We start from the raw sequence: 15,813 nt of genomic DNA, 5'->3' as shown, positions 1-15,813 counted from the left end.
AACGAACAGTTGGAACAACCGCTGTGATGAGGGCGGTTTCATCCAGTTCAAGGTTTTGAACAGACGTCCCTCGCATGAGGGACGTTTTACCCCCTCATCACCGCACAAACAGCGAAGACCCCCACGCCAGCCCGACGATGCCCAGCGCCAGCCCGAGCAAAACGGTCAGCGGCATGAGCCAACTCACACCGCCGGCGTGGCGCAAGCGAATTTGCAGCACATCTTCAGACAGGCGCCGACTCGTGAGGGCTTGGATCTGCAACGCCGCATGACGAAGATAAAACTGGTTGCCCAACACACCGCAGGCCACATGAACCAACACCATCAACGTGCCAAGGAACCAGGTCAACTGCGGTAGCTGCAAAGGCACCACCATGGCCATGATCAGACAGGCCGCCATGGACACCAAGCCCAGCAGCAAAGGCTCATAGATGCGTCGATAGGCCAACCAGAGGAAGCCAAATGCCAGCCCCCAGAGATTGAACGTCCAGCGCCGGGGCTTGCGTTTGGGAGAAGACTTGCCCGATTCAGAAGAAGAGGGGGGATACCACTTCGCTTCGTAATAGCGCCCGAACTCAGAGCCGACGAACAGGCCGATCAGATCCTCCGGCACATCCAAACTCACCCAGCCACTGAAAAACAGCGACGTTTTAGCAGGCGCCCACGGCGCACCTTTTTTGCTTTCCGTGACTGGCCGGTTGCCTTTGCGGCGCACCGCCGGCGGCGCTGGCTCCGGTGCCGTGGCCTGGCGCGGAGGCGGTGCTTTAGCGGCCACCGGCGCTGATGCGGGCGGGGAAGGCGTCGGCGCGGGGGGCAGGGGCGGGGGAACTTCGGTCAGCGCACTGGCGGGCAATAAACCTTTGACAGCCGTCGCATCCACCCACCGGGTCAGCCCCACTTTCCAGACCTTGTCGTTCGCCGAAAGCCCCCCTGCTGCGGCAATGGCCTTGAGCTCCCGCCCCGACATCGGCCCGTACTTGACGCCCTGTCTGGCATACCACCACACCTGCCTGCTGGTCATCTGCACTCCCCGGAAAACCCCTCTTGCGTCGGCCAACGGATTCTAGGGTGCGCCCCTAGCCCGCCAGCAGCCGGTTCACCAGCTCCGCCGTGCTGCCAGCTTCCATCTTGCGCATCAGCCGCGCACGGTACACATCCACCGTGCGCGGGCTGATGCCCAGCTTCTTGCCGATTTGCTTGCTGGTGTCACCTTCCACCAACAAAGCTGCAATCTCACGCTCGCGCCCGGTGAAATCCACTTTCAGCACGCGCCGGGCGGATAAATCCTCAAAACTCCAAATGCCAGCGGCATGAGGATTGCTCGCATCCAGCGCCCGACCAGAGACATGGCACCAAAACAGTTCACCGTTCATGCGCTTCATCACCCGGTCGTCGGCGTAACGGCCATCGGAACCCAAGCTGGCGATGATGCGTGCGCCCGTGCGCTCGTACTCGGCGGGGCTGGGATACATCACTTCAAAACTTTGGCCGATGAGCTGCTCACGTGTGGCGCCAAACATGGCGAGCACTTGCTGGTTGCAGTCCACCATCAGCCGGTTGCGCGACATCACCAAGCCCATGGGGGCCAGGTCAAAGGCAGTGCGGTAATCGAGATCAATCATCACTAGGGAAAACCCGTGTCAAACACCAAAAAGCCAGCAGTAACGACAAAAAAGGCGCTTTTTTGTCCCCGTTAGTCAAAATTACGTACTGACTACGTAATGTCTTACGTAGTACGCTGCGCGCCTATCCGAACAAGCCCGGAGCATTCCCATCATGAACAAGGTTTACCCGAGCGCCGCCGCTGCGCTGGAAGGCATCATCCGCGACGGCCAATTGCTGGCCGTGGGCGGTTTTGGCCTGTGCGGCATCCCCGAAGCCCTGATCGACGCGCTGCAAGCCACCGGCGCCAAAGACCTCACCGTCATCTCCAACAACGCGGGGGTGGACGGTTTTGGCCTGGGCAAGCTGCTGGACACGCGCCAGATCAAGAAGATGATCTCCAGCTACGTGGGCGAGAACAAAGAGTTCGAGCGCCAATACCTCAGCGGCGAACTGGAGCTGGAATTCACCCCGCAAGGCACGCTGGCTGAAAAGCTGCGGGCGGGCGGGGCGGGCATCCCGGCGTTCTTCACCAAGACCGGTGTGGGCACGCTGGTGGCCGAAGGCAAGGAAACCCGCGAGTTTGACGGCGAGGTCTACCTGATGGAGCGCGCCCTCACGCCCGAGGTGTCGCTGATCAAGGCCGATGTGGCGGATTTGTCCGGCAACCTGCGCTTCAACAAGACGGCGCGCAACTTCAACCCAGCCGCTGCCATGGCCGGCAAGATTTGCGTGGTGGAAGTCGAGCGCGTGGTGCCCACCGGCAGCATCGACCCGGACGATGTGCATTTGCCCGGCATTTATGTTCACCGCATCGTGGTGAACCCGACGCCCGAAAAGCGCATCGAGAAGCGCACCACCCGCGACCGCAAGTAAGGAGAAGCTTTCATGGCCTGGACTCAAGACCAGATGGCCGCACGTGCGGCGCAAGAGCTGCAAGACGGCTTTTATGTGAACCTGGGCATCGGCATCCCGACGCTGGTGGCCAACCATGTGCCCGACCACATCGAGGTGTGGTTGCAAAGCGAAAACGGCATGTTGGGCATCGGCCCCTTCCCGTATGACGACGAAGTGGACGCCGACCTGATCAATGCTGGCAAACAAACCGTCACCACCATCAAGGGTTCGTCGATTTTTGGCAGCCACGAAAGCTTCGCCATGATCCGGGGCGGCAAGATCAACCTGTCGATTCTGGGCGCGATGCAGGTGACGGGCGCGGGCGATCTGGCCAACTGGATGATCCCCGGCAAGATGGTCAAGGGCATGGGCGGCGCCATGGACTTGGTGGCGGGTGTGAAGCGCGTGATCGTGCTGATGGAACACGTTGCCCGCAAGAAGGACGGCACGACCGACCTCAAGATCCTGCCGCAATGCACCCTGCCGCTGACGGGCGTGGGCGTGGTCGATCGCATCATCACCGACCTGGGTGTGATGGACGTGACGCCGGACGGACTGAAGCTGGTGGAGCTGGCGCCGGGCGTGACGCTGGAAGAAATTCAGAGCAAGACGGGCGTGCCGCTGATCTGACGCAGCGCGTGACGCACGCCTGAAAACGGCGCTGGCTGGGAGGCTGGCGCCGTTTTTTTATGTCAAGCCTGTTGTTGTCGGTGTTCAACTTCCCAGCCTTTGCAGGCCAGTAAAACCGTACGAGGCACAGCCCGGTGTCCCATGCGGAACTGGCTGATGCTGCGCCGAGACAGGCCGATGGCTTGTGCGGCTGCCGTTAATGACAAACCATAGCGATCTTGCCAGCGTCGAAACTCCAGCGTGTCGGTGCGGCCCGCTTGTTCCAACGCCATTTCCAGCAACCGATCGGCATCCAGCGATGCATCCTCTGACCATGCCACGCTGTGACCCCAATCCGCCACCGCCACTTGATTGAAAACCTGACGGTTTTGCAGCGGCGCAAACACCGCCAGTCGGGCCACTAAATCGGTCAAATCAACGCGAATCACCTGGCCGCTGGTGTAAGTCGCTTCCAGTACCAGATCGTCTAAGGGCTGAACGGATTGGAGTCGGTTCACTTGACGACTTGGCCATATAAGCTGATAGAGGCGCGTCCTTGCGGACAGAGAACATGCACATGGACGGGTGAATGTTCATTACCCTGGACGCGAATCAGCCAGTTGGTGCCTTGATAGAGTTTCCCCATGTGGCCGATTCTAGAGAACGAAAGGCGCCCGCATGGCTGACGCACAAGTTCAACGCAACCCCCCCACATAACGTGTCGGCGTAGCGGGGCCGGCAGGCTTGATCACATTGACGTTGCGCAGACGGCTGTCTAAAAACCCCGAAGGCGGAGGATCTTGCCCATCCACTGTGGTCGGCTGTTTCTCGCTGGTGGCGGGAAACAGCGCTTCTGCCAATCGCGTGGCCCACTCCTGCAACTCCGGATGCTGCGGTTCAGACAGCGCGATACGAATGATCTCTCGGGCGTATTCCGGGCTGCGCAGCATCCATTCCACATCCGTCACACGGCCAATCTTGCGCCGCATGGCCACGTGCAAATGCGCCGCAATGGCGAGCTTTTCACTTTCCAGCATGTCGGAGCCTCCAGACAGAATCGTTCATCGTGCCGCACCGGGCGGCACCCCTGTGTTCACTCAATGCGCTCACCGTGCTGGCTCAAATCCAGCCCATCCTGCTCTTGCCGTTCCGTGACACGCAAACCCACCACCACCTTGACCAGCCACAGCAGCAGTGCAGTGACTGTCGCGCTGTAGATCACCGTGGCCCCCGCCGCCAGCGCTTGAATGCCGACATCGCCTTGCACCCCGCCGATGGTGGCGTCAGCCAAGACCCCCGTCAGCAGCGCACCGATCAGGCCACCCACGCCATGAACGCCGAACACGTCGAGGGAGTCGTCCACGCGCAGCAAGCGCTTGAGACCCGTGGCCCCCCAGTAGCAGCCCAGCCCCGCGATCAACCCGATCAGCGCAGCCGAGTCCGGGCTGACAAAACCCGAGGCTGGCGTCACCGCCACCAAACCCGCCAGCACACCGCTGCACAGCCCCAACAGCGTCGGCGTGCGGCGCACCACCCATTCGGCCACCATCCATGACAGCGCGGCGGTGGCTGCGGCGATCTGGGTTACCAAAACCGCCATGGCGGCACGGCTGTCCGCGGCGCCCGCAGACCCCCCGTTGAAACCCATCCAGCCCACCCACAACAGGCACGCGCCGATCATGGTGTAGCTCAGGTTTGCAGGCATCAACGCCACCCGGCCAAAGCCCACACGCGGCCCCACCATGTACGCTGCCACCAAGCCTGCCACCCCAGCGTTGATATGCACCACCGTGCCACCAGCGAAGTCCAACGCCCCAAGTTGGAGCAGCCAACCATCCGGCGCCCAGACCCAGTGAGCCACCGGGGCATACACCAGCAGCGACCACAGCAGCATGAACCACAGCAGCGCCGAAAAGCGGATGCGCTCGGCAAACGCGCCAACAATGAGCGCTGGGGTGATGAGCGCAAATGTCATCTGGAACATCACGAACACCGCTTCGGGCACCGTGGGCGCCAGCGAATGCACGGACACCAACTGCGCCGCCTTGTCAAAACGCACCGAGGCCAGATTGACGGAAGCCAAGCTGCCAATCCACCCATTGCCCGGCATGAAAGCCAAGCTGTAGCCGCAAGCCAACCAAGTCAGTGTCACCACGGCGCAGATCGCCAGCACTTGGGTGAGGGTGCTCAGGATGTTCTTTTTACGCACCATGCCAGCGTAAAACAGCGCCAGCCCCGGCAAACTCATCAACAGCACCAGGGCGCTGGCCATCAGCATCCAAGCCGTGTCACCGGCACTCAGACTGGCGGTGGCCACCATGGCTGTGGTGCGCGCACCCGGCGCAGCGGTTGAAACCCCCGATGCCGCTGGCATCGCTGCGCTTTGCGCCCAGCTTGCCGCCGACAGCGCCCACAAAGCACCACCCGCTACGATGGACCGCTTTGTGCAGTATTGCCTGACTTCCATCACACCATCCTGAGAATTGCACTTGACACCTCTCTAGCAACTCGCGGGCCATTCCACGGGAATACCCTGATGAACCAATATGGTGCGTAAGGAGCACTGTGAACACACCGACTCATTTCCTCACCCCTCAGATGGCCGGCTTGTTGGATCGCATCCGCCGCGCCAACCGGGCACCGATTCACACCTTGACACCCCAGCAAGCCCGCGCCAGTTATCGCCTGGCCGGTGAAGTGCTGGATCTCCCGCGTGTACCGTTGGCCCGCGTCGAAGACGTGTGCATCCCCGTGGGCGCGGGTGTGATGTGCGACGCACGGCTGTATGCCCCTTCTTTCGATGAGTTGCCAGTGTTGCTGTACCTGCACGGCGGCGGTTTCGTCATCGGCCACATCGAAACGCATGACAGCTTGTGCCGCCAACTGGCGCTGCACAGTGGTGCGGCGGTGCTGTCGCTGGACTATCGTTTGGCGCCTGAGCACCGTTTTCCGTGTGCGGTCGAGGACAGCTTCGGTGCGCTGCGTTGGCTTGCGGAAGGTGGGGCGGCCACCTTGGGTTTGCGTGGCGACCGCTTGGCGGTCGGCGGGGACAGTGCGGGGGCCACACTGTCAGCGGTCTGTGCGCTGCTGGCGCGGGATTCGGGGCTGCCGTTGGCGCTGCAACTGCTCATCACCCCCGGCACGTCCGCTTACGGAGACACGGCTTCTCACCGGTTGTTTTCACACGGGTTTTTGTTGGATTCGGATGCGCTGGACTGGTTTTTCGGCCACTACCTCGATCACCACCAGCGCACCGACTGGCGGTTTGCGCCGCTCAACGCGCCCGACCACGACGAGGTGGCCCCGGCGTGTGTGGTGCTGGCCGAATGTGATCCCTTGGTGGATGAAGGCTTGGCCTACGCGGATTGCCTGCGCCACGCCGGCGTGCCCGTGCAGTTGGAGCTGTACCGGGGCGTGACGCACGATTTCATCAAAATGGGTCGCTTGCTCAAAGAAGCGGTGACGGCGCACCACGCGGCGGGTGAGGCCCTGCGCGAAGCGTTGTTCAGTTGAACAACCCAGCGGGGCACAGATGGGTTTCCCCCTCGCAGGTGCCATCGGCAGAAAAACGGCGCTCTAGGATGTGAACGGCGCCATGCCGTTCCGCCACGATCAGGGTGGCGCAGCGGGTGCCGTAGCGCCCGCGCGCGTCGTCATGCACAAAAACGCTGGACAGTAAGCGCTCCAGGGGCAGGCCGACGCCGGTATCGGGCAACAGCGCATCATCGAAGCGCGTGCGGTCGGCCAGCGCTGACCACAGTTCAGCGCACAAGGTTTCGAGCGAAGCATGGGCAGCGGTGTGCGCCAAGATGCGGTGCAGATGCTGTTTCAGGCTCACCAACTTGGGCCAAGGGGTGTCCAGCGCCGCGTTGCACAGCCCGAACAGGCCCTCGGCGGGCAACACTCGGTGGCTGGCCTCGCCCACGTTGCTGCCCCAGAACCACGGCCCGTTCACCGACCCCATGAGCAGGTTGAAAGGCGCCCACGTGGCTGGTGCGGGCGTCAACTGCGCCCAAAAATCGGCGGCGGGCAGGGCGCTGTTCCAGCGATCGAGCGGCAGTTGCCCGCGTGAAGGTGCATCGGCTGGCACCGGCTGCTGAGGCCGCCGCACATTCGTGATCAGCGCGACACGCCCGTGGGCATCCATGCCGCACCAGGTGCCGCCGGCCCGTGCATCACGGCCACTGAACACCGTCAACCCACTGGGCAGCGACCAAGGCGCCAACGGCACGCTGGGCCGATCATGGAACTCATCCCGGTTGGTGATGAGCACCAGCGGATAACGCGGATGCTGGCCCAGCGCCAGCGCGGCCAAGCACATCAGTCTTCGTCGCCGGGCAGAGCGTAGGGCAGGGGGGTGGGCGTCAGCAAGGGGCCATCGGGGGTGCCGGCGTGCAGTTCGGCTTGGGCTTCGGCGCGCTTGAGTTCCACAAAAGCCAGCGCGCCCCGCTCAGGACACGCCGCCGCCAGCGCCACCAAACCAGCGGGCTGACTGGGGTCGGTGCTGGAAAACACCTCCAACCCGGGTTGAAGCGCCGTCTCGCTGCTGAACAAGTAACCTCGCCGCTTGAGGGTGCCCCGGTACTGGCTGCGTGCCACCACTTCTTGGCCGGGATAACACCCCTTCTTGAAACTCACACCGCCCACCAGCTCCAGGTTCACCATTTGCGGCACGAACGCTTCGCTGGTCGCCCCCACCACGCGCACCACGCCGCTGGCCACTTCAAGCCAGCGCCAGGTGTCAGCCGACAGGGCGGGAGCCTCCACCGCTTGATCAGCCGCCAGCGCCAGCAGGCCGCGAGGCTGGCCCAGGCCATCGGGCAGGCGGATCACTTGGCCGCCGGTTTCGGGACGGGCCACTTCCCAGGGCTGGGTGGGCAGCAGGCCGCCGGGCGGGGTGTCGCCCGTCCAGCCCCACAGCGCCAGCTCGGCACTGGCATCGCTGATCCGGCAGCGGGCGCGCAGCACAAACATGGACAGGCGTTTGAGCATCGCCGGCAGCAGCTCGACGCTACAGGCCAACAGCCATTCATTGGGCGCCGCCTGCCAGACGATGAACGTCGCCAACAAACGTCCCTTGGCGGTGCAGTAGCCGGCCAACCGGGCCTGCTTGAGCCCCGCCGAGGCCACATCGTGGGTCAGTTGACCTTGCAAAAACGTCGTGGCGTCTTCGCCCCGAGCCCTCAGGATCCCCCAATCATGAAGGCGCACAGCCCCCAGGGGTGGGGTGGTTGCAACAGCAGCTTGATTCATGCAGGCGATTATGATCGTCCCCCATGACTGAGCAGGATTCGGGGTCTCGCCGCTCGCTGTGGCGCTTCGTGAAGCGGCTGTTGTGGGCCGTCATTGGCTTGACGGTGGTGGCCACGGCCACCCTGGGCGGGCTGGCTTACGTGTGGCTCAACGCACCGCTGGTGCTGCGCAGCGAACACGTCGAGCTGTCCATTGAGCCGGGAACATCGGTGCGGGCCATCGCCCAGGCTTGGGTGGCGGCGGGGGTGGAAGAGCCCGAGGAGTTGCTGTATCAGTGGTTCCGCTGGTCGGGCCAGTCTCGCAGCATTCGGGCGGGCAGTTATGAGATTGACGAGCGCACCACGCCCCGCGAACTGCTGGCCCGCATGGTGCGGGGGGATCAAACCCTGCAAACCGTGCGTTTCATCGAAGGATGGACGTTCCGCCAAGTGCGCGCCGCGCTGCTGCGTGCCCCCCACTTGCGCCCCACGCTGCAAGACATGAGCGATGAACAAATCGCCACCCTGCTTGGTTTTCAAGACGGCCATGTCGAAGGCTGGATTTTTCCGGACACCTATGCCTACAGCCGGGGCGTTAGCGACCTGACCGTGTTGCGCCGGGCCGTGGCCACGATGCAGCGCCACGTCGAAACCACCTGGCAAGATCGGCGCGAGGACGTGCCGTTGCGCAGTGCCTACGAGCTGTTGGTGTTGGCTTCGATCGTCGAAAAGGAAACCGGGCTGCCTTCGGATCGCGGGCGCATCGCCGGGGTGTTCGTCAACCGGTTGAAGATGGGCATGCCGCTGCAATCGGACCCGACCGTGATCTACGGCCTGGGCAGTGAGTTTGACGGCAACCTGCGCAAAATCGACCTGCAAACCGACACGCCTTGGAACACCTACACCCGTCGCGGCCTGCCGCCCACGCCCATTGCCATGCCGGGCCTGCAAGCCCTGCGCGCCGTGGCGCGGCCCGACCCGACACCCGCGCTGTACTTCGTCGCCCGGGGCGACGGCAGCAGCGAATTCAGCAACACCTTGATTGAACACAATCGCGCCGTGAACCAGTATCAAAGGGGCTCGCCATGAGCCGTTCCGACATGCCCGTGGGGCGTTTCATCACGTTTGAAGGCATCGATGGCGCCGGCAAGTCCTCCCACATTGAGGCTGCTGCCGAGGCGCTGCGGGCGCAAGGGCGTTCGGTGTGCTGTACCCGCGAACCGGGCGGCACGGCGTTGGCCGAAGCGCTGCGCGAGCTGTTCCTGTCCCGCGAAATGGACGCGCTCACCGAAGCGTTGCTGGTGTTTGCTGCGCGGCGCGACCATCTGCGCTGCGTCATCGAACCGGCTTTGGCGCAAGGCCAGGTCGTGTTGTGTGATCGTTTCACCGATGCGACGATGGCCTATCAAGGGTTCGGGCGGGGTTTCGATTTGAACGTCTTGGCGCAACTGGAAGCCTGGGTGCAGGCCGGACGCCAGCCGGATCGCACCCTGTGGTTCGATGTGCCCGCCACCGTGGCCGCCGCCCGCCGTGCCGCTGCCCGCGCACCGGATCGCCTCGAACGCGAAGATCTGGCCTTTTTTGACCGCGTGCGCGCTGGCTACGCCGCTCGGGCGGAAGCGGCACCGCAGCGGTTTGTCACCATCGACGCCACCGCCTCGATGGATGCCGTGCGCACCCGCGTGCTGGCCACCTTGCACGACCTCGGCCCATGACGATGCTCACCGAACGCGAGCTGCCCTGGTTGGCCGCTCCGCTGCACGCCATCCGGCACCACGAGCGCAGCCACGCTTTGCTGTTGCACGTCGGTGAAGGCTGTGGTGGGTTCGAGCTGGCGCTGCGCGTCGCCCAATCGTGGCTGTGTGAACACCCTGACGATGCGGCCCGTCCATGCGATCAGTGCCCCGCCTGTCATCTGGTGCGTTCACATCATCACGCCGACTTACGGGCCGTGATGCCCGAAGCCCTGCGCGCCGAATTGCGTTGGCTCGCCGACAGCGACGATGCAGCGGAAGGCGCGGCATCCGGCAGTGAATCGGGCGGCACCAGCAAACGCAAGCTCAGCTCAGAAATCGTCGTCGGCGCCATTCGCCAGGCCATCGACTGGGCGCACACCAGTTCGAGTCGAGGGCGCGGCAAAGTGCTGGTGCTGTTTCCCGCCGACGCGATGAACGAAATCGCCGCCAACGCGCTGCTCAAAACCTTGGAAGAACCCGCCGATGGGCTGCGGTTGCTGTTGTGTACAGCCGAACCTCAGCGGCTGTTACCGACGATTCGCAGCCGCTGCCAAATGGTGCGCGTGCCTGCCCCAGACACCGCCCAATCGTTGGCATGGTTACGCCAACAAGGCGTCGAAGGGGCGGAGGTGCTGTTGCATGCCGTCGGCGGTGGCCAACCCCTGCGCGCCCGCGATTGGGCCGCAGCGGGTCTCAGCGCCGAGGTTTGGACGCAGCTCCCCACCCAGATTGCCGCTGGAGACACTCGCGGTTTGGCCCTGCTGCCCGTGCCGCAAGCCCTGCAAGCCTTGCTGCGCCTGTGCCATGACCTGATGGCGGTCAACGCAGGGGGAGCGGCTCGGTTTTTCCCCAAAGCCAACCTGCCACGCACGCTGGACAGCGTGGCACTGAACCAGTGGCACGCCGCCTTGATGCGCGTGGTGCCCCACGATGACCACCCCTGGAATGCCGGCCTGTTGCTGGAAGCCTTGGTGACCCAAGGGCGCCAGCTCCTGCAAGTCCACCACCGAGGCGCGGCGCATCCTCGCGCCGAACGGCCTCACGCCTCGCCGCACCGGGCCCATTCCACCTAAACTGCCCTGCCATGAGTGATACCCCGACTGCCGCTCTGACCCCATCGCCCGCCCCCGGTGGCTCACGCCTGAGCGTGATCCAACTGGCGTTCAAGGAAAAAGGCGCGCTGTACGCCGCCTACATCCCGCTGTTTTCCGATGGGGGGTTGTTCATCCCCACCACCCGGGAATACCAGATCGGGGACGACATTTACATGCTGTTGACCCTGCCAGAGGATCCGCAACGCTACCCCGTTGCCGGCAAAGTGGGCTGGATCAACCCACCCAACGCAGTTGGCAGCCGCAGCCAAGGCGTGGGCGTGCGTTTTGCCAACGATGAAAAAACCCGGCAGTTGCGCGTGCGTGTCGAGGAACTGCTCGGCGCGGCGCTGCTGTCCAACAAACCGACCCAGACGGTCTGAGTTTTCTTGCATGTTTGTCGATTCCCATTGCCACCTCAGTTTTGAGGGGCTGCGCGAGCGTCTGCCCGAGTTGCTGCACGCCATGGACGCTGCGCAGGTGCATGCCGCACTGTGCATCAGCACCCAAGTGCCCGAGATTGCCGACGTGGTCGCCATCGCCGAGAGCGACGCCCGCTTGTGGGCCAGCGCCGGCGTTCACCCGGACACCGAAGACGGCCCCGAAATCACCTTCGAGCAGTTGTGTACCTGGGCCAAGCACCCCAAGGTGCTGGCCATCGGCGAAACCGGGCTGGATTACTACCGCCTCAACGGTCGCAGCCTGGCCGACATGGCTTGGCAGCGCGAGCGTTTTCGCGTTCACATCCGGGCGGCGCGGGCCACGGGATTGCCGCTCATCATCCACACCCGTGCGTCTTCAGAAGACACCTTGGCCGTGCTGCGCGAGGAGCAGGGCGGGGCAGCGGGCGGCGTGTTCCACTGCTTCACCGAAACCGTTGAGGTGGCGCGGGCGGCGCTGGATCTGGGGTTTTACATTTCCCTGTCCGGCATCATGACGTTCAAGAATGCCGAAAGCCTGCGCGACGTGGCGCGCTTTGTGCCGCTGGATCGCTGCCTGATCGAAACCGATAGCCCCTATTTGGCCCCCGTTCCGCACCGAGGCAAAACCAACCAGCCGGCATGGGTGGCCCATGTTGGCGTGGCGTTGGCGCAGCAAAAAGGGTTGAGCGTCGAGGCGGTGGCCGAAGCCACCACCGCCAACTTCGACCACCTGTTCGGCGTGGACAGCCGCGCTCAGCGCCGCGTGCGGTGGGCGCGATAAAACTGCATCGGCACGGCCTGCACGGCGGCTAGCTTTTCGGCGCTGCGGGCCTGCTGCAAGACGTTTTTCTTCATCCGCCCGACGACGTGCATTTCGCACGGCTTGCAATCGAAGCGCAGCGTCAGCGTCTCGTCCCCGTGGCGGATGGTGAGCGGCTCGGCGCGCACCGTGCCTTGCACACCCACGACGCCCTTGGCCTGCTTCGGGCACAAACTGAGCGAGTAACGCACGCAATGTTTGGTGATCATGAGGCTGACTTCACCCAGCGCCTCGTGGCTTTCGTAAGCCGCTTCGATCAGCTTGACGCCGTGGCGGGCATAAAAATCATGCGCCTTGTGGTTGTAGACGTTGGCGAGGTAGGACAGCGTGTCCTCCGGGTACAGCGCGGGCGGCTCAACGGGCGGACGCGGCAACAACCGCTCCCGGCAAGCTGCGCGCTCGGCTTCTAAGGCGGCCACTGCGTCGCGGCGCAGGGCGTTGAGTGCCCCCGCCGGCACAAACCAAGGCTGTGACAGCGCCAGGGACACCTCCCGCGCCGCAAAAATCGTCGTGCCCAGTTTGCTCAGGCCGTCGCGCCAGGCGGCTTCGGCGCGTTCGGCGTGCTGCGCCGGCTCGTGCGCGTGGGCCAGTTCAGCGCGGGCGAAGTGGCCATCTTCATCGGTCAAACTCAGGGCGAAACCACGCGGCGTTTCTTCCAGATGCACATCGACTGCGATGCGCCGATCGCTGCTCTTTTTCTTCAGTTGACGATCCCAGGCCATGTCGCGGTTGCGCATCAGGACGGTGTCGCGGCGCAAGTCTTTGAGCGTGGCGGGCGGGTCTTTGGGCACAACACGGAAGCGCGTGCCTGCGGCGTCCAGCGCCTCGGCGGTGTTGATCGGGACGCCTTGTAATTCGTGCTGAAGATCGAACCAGGTGATCGAATCGCCATTGTTCAGCGGGGCCACGCCGGGTTCTAGCTGCACGTCCAGGTGCTGCGCTGTCACCGCCGTGACCCAACCCAGCGGCAGGCCGGCGTGTTTGGGCGTGTCAAACGCCCCGACGTCGAGTTGGCGACCGTTCACAAAGTAATCGGTGGCACCTCGGTTGAAGTTGCGATCCGGGTCGGGGGTGAACAAAAACGTCGTGCGCCCGCTGCTGGCGCGGCGCAGGGCAGGGGAGGAGCCACCGGCGCGGTGCTCCAACAATTCATCGAGCAACTGGCGGTAATGGGCGGTGATGTTTTTCACATAACCCATGTCTTTGTAGCGGCCTTCGATCTTGAAGCTGCGCACGCCGGCATCGACCAATGCGGCCAGGTTAGCGCTTTGGTTGTTGTCCTTCACCGAGAGGACGTGTTTGTCGTGCGCAACGATGCGCCCTTGGGTGTCGGTCACGGTGTAGGGCAAGCGGCAGGCCTGCGAACAATCGCCCCGGTTGGCGCTGCGCCCAGTGTGGGCGTGGCTCACGTAACACTGGCCCGAGTAGGCCACGCACAGCGCGCCATGCACGAAAAACTCCAGCACCACGTCCGGTGGCAGGGCGTCGGCCACGGCGCGGATCTGCGGCAGCGTCAACTCCCGTGCCACGACGATTTGCGCCAACCCGGCATCGGCCAGAAACCGCGCTTTTTCGGGCGTGCGGATGTCACATTGGGTGGAGGCATGCAGTTGCAGCGGCGGCATGTCGTCCAGCATCAACAGGCCCATATCCTGCACGATGAGCGCGTCGGCGCCGGCGTGGTAGACCTCCCAGGCCATGCGGCGGGCGCCTTCCAGTTCATCATCCCGCAGGATGGTGTTGAGGGTGACAAAAATGCGGCTGTTGAAGCGATGCGCTTCGCGGCACAGGCGTTCGATGTCCTGCACAGGGTTGCCTGCCGAGGCCCGGGCACCAAAACCAGGGCCACCGATGTAGACCGCGTCGGCGCCGTGGTGGAGGGCGGCAATGCCAATGTCGGCATCGCGGGCAGGGGCGAGGAGTTCGAGTTCTTGGGAGCGCGGGCGTGAGATCATGGAGCGCGATGGTAGCGGCCACGTCCTTGCCTCAGCGCAAACACTGACATGTCGGGATGTTGCATTGGCACCCATGTCAGCCAGCGTTTGGGGGTGGCTCGCTTAAAATTTTCGATTTGCCTGAAAGGCGCCCAAGTTGAGGCGCCATCAAAGCGTAACAAAGTGAGTGACAGATGACACGTGTGGACGATTTCCGCTTGCGCCTGGGCAAGCATGAGCTTGTACCGATCATGATCGGCGGCATGGGCGTTGACATCTCCACTGCGGATCTGGCCCTGGAAGCAGCTCGTCTGGGTGGCGTGGGCCACATCTCGGACGCCATGATCAACACCGTCACCGATCGGCGCTACAAGACCAAGTTCGTCAAAGAAAAGCTGGCGCTCTACAAGCACAACACCGATTCGGACGACAAATCCAGCGTCAAGTTCGACCTGGGTCAACTGGCTGAGGCCACGCGCCTGCACGTTGAAAACACCATGGCCCGCAAGCGCGGCGCCGGCATGGTGTTCATCAACTGCATGGAAAAACTGACGATGAACGCGCCGAAGGAAACCCTGAAGGTGCGCCTGGCCACGGCTTTGGATGCGGGCATCGACGGCATCACGCTGGCCGCCGGCTTGCACTTGGGTTCGTTTGGCTTGATCGAAGATCACCCGCGCTTCCGTGACGCCAAGCTGGGCATCATCGTTTCGTCGGTGCGGGCCTTGCAGTTGTTCCTGAAAAAGAACGCCCGCAGCAACCGCTTGCCGGATTACGTGGTGGTCGAAGGCCCGTTGGCCGGCGGCCACTTGGGTTTTGGCATGGACTGGGCGCAGTACGACTTGGCCACCATCGTCAAAGAAGTGCTGCTGTTTCTGCAAAACGAAAAGCTCAACATCCCGGTGATCCCGGCGGGCGGCATTTTCACGGGCGGCGATGCCACCGAATTCCTGCAAATGGGCGGCGCAGCGGTGCAAGTGGCCACGCGCTTCACCGTGACCAAGGAATGCGGCCTGCCCGACGAGATCAAGCAGGAATACTTCCGTGCCAGCGAGGATGACATTGAGGTCAACCAGGTGTCGCCGACCGGTTACCCGATGCGCATGATCAAGAGCAGCCCCGGCATTGGCGATGGCATCAAGCCGAACTGCGAAGCCTACGGGTACATCCTCGACGCCAACGGCAAGTGTGCTTACATCGCCTCGTGGAACCGCGAGAAAGCCGCCCATCCGGACCTGCGCAACCCGCCGGTGTGGGACAAAACGTGTCTCTGCACCCACATGCGCAATTTTGAGATTTGGACGTGCGGCCACCTCACCTACAAACTCAAGGACACCACGCACCGCGATGCCAATGGCAACTACCAGTTGTTGAGCGCCGAGCATGTGTTCAAGGATTACCAATTCAGCGTCGGCAACACCATTGCTTTGCCTGAGTTGGTGCTCGGTGAAGTGATGGCCTGACAGCGACA

The 15,813-nt window shown here is 63.4% G+C and carries 17 protein-coding genes; 9 read left to right on the top strand and 8 right to left on the bottom strand.

From position 1 onward, the window contains the following. Window positions 1-97: 97 nt before the first annotated feature. Window positions 98-1,021 (bottom strand): DUF4339 domain-containing protein, encoded by a 924-nt coding sequence (locus tag VITFI_RS11075; protein ID WP_089417007.1) that lies wholly within the window; start codon window positions 1,019-1,021, stop codon window positions 98-100. Window positions 1,022-1,076: 55 nt separating this feature from the next. Continuing rightward, the gene (locus tag VITFI_RS11070; RefSeq protein ID WP_089417006.1) at window positions 1,077-1,622 is read right to left on the bottom strand and encodes a PAS and helix-turn-helix domain-containing protein; all 546 of its coding nucleotides are present in this window, start codon (window positions 1,620-1,622) and stop codon (window positions 1,077-1,079) included. A gap of 154 nt (window positions 1,623-1,776) precedes the next feature. Between VITFI_RS11070 and VITFI_RS11065 the strand changes: the two genes are divergently transcribed. Both VITFI_RS11065 and VITFI_RS11060 read left to right on the top strand, forming a co-directional pair. Further along, the gene (locus tag VITFI_RS11065; RefSeq protein WP_089417005.1) at window positions 1,777-2,478 is read left to right on the top strand and encodes a CoA transferase subunit A; all 702 of its coding nucleotides are present in this window, start codon (window positions 1,777-1,779) and stop codon (window positions 2,476-2,478) included. Window positions 2,479-2,490: 12 nt separating this feature from the next. Continuing rightward, complete coding sequence (locus VITFI_RS11060) at window positions 2,491-3,129, top strand: CoA transferase subunit B (protein WP_089417004.1); 639 nt, start codon at window positions 2,491-2,493, stop codon at window positions 3,127-3,129. Between the two features lie 62 nt (window positions 3,130-3,191). Here the strand turns inward: VITFI_RS11060 and VITFI_RS11055 are convergent, their stop codons facing one another. From VITFI_RS11055 to VITFI_RS11045, 3 genes are all read right to left on the bottom strand, one after another. Next, complete coding sequence (locus VITFI_RS11055) at window positions 3,192-3,626, bottom strand: DUF2442 domain-containing protein (protein ID WP_157725656.1); 435 nt, start codon at window positions 3,624-3,626, stop codon at window positions 3,192-3,194. Between the two features lie 177 nt (window positions 3,627-3,803). Further along, a complete protein-coding gene (locus VITFI_RS18225) occupies window positions 3,804-4,145 on the bottom strand; it encodes a hypothetical protein (RefSeq protein ID WP_198301431.1) in 342 nt (113 codons plus the stop codon). A gap of 56 nt (window positions 4,146-4,201) precedes the next feature. Continuing rightward, window positions 4,202-5,482 carry an ammonium transporter gene (locus VITFI_RS11045; RefSeq protein WP_089417002.1) on the bottom strand — a complete coding sequence of 427 codons (1,281 nt, stop codon included), beginning with the start codon at window positions 5,480-5,482 and terminating at the stop codon, window positions 4,202-4,204. A gap of 191 nt (window positions 5,483-5,673) precedes the next feature. Between VITFI_RS11045 and VITFI_RS11040 the strand changes: the two genes are divergently transcribed. Then, window positions 5,674-6,621, top strand: a complete 948-nt coding sequence (locus VITFI_RS11040; RefSeq protein WP_198301430.1) for an alpha/beta hydrolase — start codon at window positions 5,674-5,676, stop codon at window positions 6,619-6,621. Here the strand turns inward: VITFI_RS11040 and VITFI_RS11035 are convergent. Together VITFI_RS11035 and ygfZ are read right to left on the bottom strand one after the other, a co-directional pair. Next, complete coding sequence (locus VITFI_RS11035; protein ID WP_089417000.1) at window positions 6,614-7,429, bottom strand: NRDE family protein; 816 nt, start codon at window positions 7,427-7,429, stop codon at window positions 6,614-6,616. The two genes, VITFI_RS11040 and VITFI_RS11035, sit on opposite strands and share 8 nt — an antisense overlap. Then, the gene (gene ygfZ, locus VITFI_RS11030) at window positions 7,429-8,361 is read right to left on the bottom strand and encodes a CAF17-like 4Fe-4S cluster assembly/insertion protein YgfZ (protein ID WP_089416999.1); all 933 of its coding nucleotides are present in this window, start codon (window positions 8,359-8,361) and stop codon (window positions 7,429-7,431) included. Before ygfZ ends, VITFI_RS11035 begins: the two co-directional genes overlap by 1 nt. Before the next feature lie 23 nt (window positions 8,362-8,384). Here ygfZ and mltG point away from each other — a divergent pair, with 23 nt between their 5' ends. The 5 genes from mltG to VITFI_RS11005 are packed head-to-tail and all read left to right on the top strand — an operon-like array spanning window position 8,385 to window position 12,369. Beyond that, on the top strand, window positions 8,385-9,428 hold the full coding sequence (gene mltG / locus VITFI_RS11025; protein WP_089416998.1) for an endolytic transglycosylase MltG: 1,044 nt from the start codon (window positions 8,385-8,387) through the stop codon (window positions 9,426-9,428). Continuing rightward, a complete protein-coding gene (gene tmk, locus VITFI_RS11020) occupies window positions 9,425-10,054 on the top strand; it encodes a dTMP kinase (RefSeq protein WP_232476587.1) in 630 nt (209 codons plus the stop codon). Before mltG ends, tmk begins: the two co-directional genes overlap by 4 nt. After that, on the top strand, window positions 10,051-11,148 hold the full coding sequence (locus VITFI_RS11015; RefSeq protein WP_089416997.1) for a hypothetical protein: 1,098 nt from the start codon (window positions 10,051-10,053) through the stop codon (window positions 11,146-11,148). The genes tmk and VITFI_RS11015 overlap by 4 nt, the downstream gene beginning before the upstream one ends. 11 nt (window positions 11,149-11,159) lie before the next feature. Next, complete coding sequence (locus VITFI_RS11010) at window positions 11,160-11,549, top strand: PilZ domain-containing protein (RefSeq protein ID WP_089416996.1); 390 nt, start codon at window positions 11,160-11,162, stop codon at window positions 11,547-11,549. Window positions 11,550-11,559: 10 nt separating this feature from the next. After that, window positions 11,560-12,369 (top strand): TatD family hydrolase, encoded by an 810-nt coding sequence (locus tag VITFI_RS11005; RefSeq protein WP_089416995.1) that lies wholly within the window; start codon window positions 11,560-11,562, stop codon window positions 12,367-12,369. On the opposite strand, the gene VITFI_RS11000 is transcribed toward VITFI_RS11005, so the two are convergent. Next, window positions 12,342-14,363: a peptidase U32 family protein gene (locus tag VITFI_RS11000; RefSeq protein WP_089416994.1), complete on the bottom strand. Its 2,022-nt coding sequence runs from the start codon at window positions 14,361-14,363 to the stop codon at window positions 12,342-12,344. The two genes, VITFI_RS11005 and VITFI_RS11000, sit on opposite strands and share 28 nt — an antisense overlap. A gap of 173 nt (window positions 14,364-14,536) precedes the next feature. On the opposite strand from VITFI_RS11000, the gene VITFI_RS10995 reads away from it, so the two are divergent. Continuing rightward, a complete protein-coding gene (locus VITFI_RS10995) occupies window positions 14,537-15,805 on the top strand; it encodes a nitronate monooxygenase (RefSeq protein WP_089416993.1) in 1,269 nt (422 codons plus the stop codon). Window positions 15,806-15,813 lie beyond the last annotated feature (8 nt).

Source organism: Vitreoscilla filiformis, from assembly GCF_002222655.1.
Taxonomy (GTDB): domain Bacteria; phylum Pseudomonadota; class Gammaproteobacteria; order Burkholderiales; family Burkholderiaceae_C; genus Ideonella; species Ideonella filiformis.
Note: the sequence above shows the minus strand (reverse complement) of the source record. Positions and strands in the feature narration are given on the sequence as shown.

What these genes read in the sequence shown, in the direction of transcription:
- VITFI_RS11070 (WP_089417006.1), bottom strand. Translation starts at nt 1,622, where the DNA reads ATGATTGATCTCGATTACCGCACTGCCTTTGACCTGGCCCCCATGGGC.
- tmk (WP_232476587.1), top strand. Translation starts at nt 9,425, where the DNA reads ATGAGCCGTTCCGACATGCCCGTGGGGCGTTTCATCACGTTTGAAGGC.
- VITFI_RS10995 (WP_089416993.1), top strand. Translation starts at nt 14,537, where the DNA reads ATGACACGTGTGGACGATTTCCGCTTGCGCCTGGGCAAGCATGAGCTT.
- VITFI_RS11045 (WP_089417002.1), bottom strand. Translation starts at nt 5,482, where the DNA reads ATGCCAGCGGCATCGGGGGTTTCAACCGCTGCGCCGGGTGCGCGCACC.
- VITFI_RS11075 (WP_089417007.1), bottom strand. Translation starts at nt 1,021, where the DNA reads ATGACCAGCAGGCAGGTGTGGTGGTATGCCAGACAGGGCGTCAAGTAC.
- VITFI_RS11065 (WP_089417005.1), top strand. Translation starts at nt 1,777, where the DNA reads ATGAACAAGGTTTACCCGAGCGCCGCCGCTGCGCTGGAAGGCATCATC.
- VITFI_RS11015 (WP_089416997.1), top strand. Translation starts at nt 10,051, where the DNA reads ATGACGATGCTCACCGAACGCGAGCTGCCCTGGTTGGCCGCTCCGCTG.
- VITFI_RS11060 (WP_089417004.1), top strand. Translation starts at nt 2,491, where the DNA reads ATGGCCTGGACTCAAGACCAGATGGCCGCACGTGCGGCGCAAGAGCTG.
- VITFI_RS18225 (WP_198301431.1), bottom strand. Translation starts at nt 4,145, where the DNA reads ATGCTGGAAAGTGAAAAGCTCGCCATTGCGGCGCATTTGCACGTGGCC.
- VITFI_RS11005 (WP_089416995.1), top strand. Translation starts at nt 11,560, where the DNA reads ATGTTTGTCGATTCCCATTGCCACCTCAGTTTTGAGGGGCTGCGCGAG.
- ygfZ (WP_089416999.1), bottom strand. Translation starts at nt 8,361, where the DNA reads ATGAATCAAGCTGCTGTTGCAACCACCCCACCCCTGGGGGCTGTGCGC.
- VITFI_RS11000 (WP_089416994.1), bottom strand. Translation starts at nt 14,363, where the DNA reads ATGATCTCACGCCCGCGCTCCCAAGAACTCGAACTCCTCGCCCCTGCC.
- mltG (WP_089416998.1), top strand. Translation starts at nt 8,385, where the DNA reads ATGACTGAGCAGGATTCGGGGTCTCGCCGCTCGCTGTGGCGCTTCGTG.
- VITFI_RS11010 (WP_089416996.1), top strand. Translation starts at nt 11,160, where the DNA reads ATGAGTGATACCCCGACTGCCGCTCTGACCCCATCGCCCGCCCCCGGT.
- VITFI_RS11035 (WP_089417000.1), bottom strand. Translation starts at nt 7,429, where the DNA reads ATGTGCTTGGCCGCGCTGGCGCTGGGCCAGCATCCGCGTTATCCGCTG.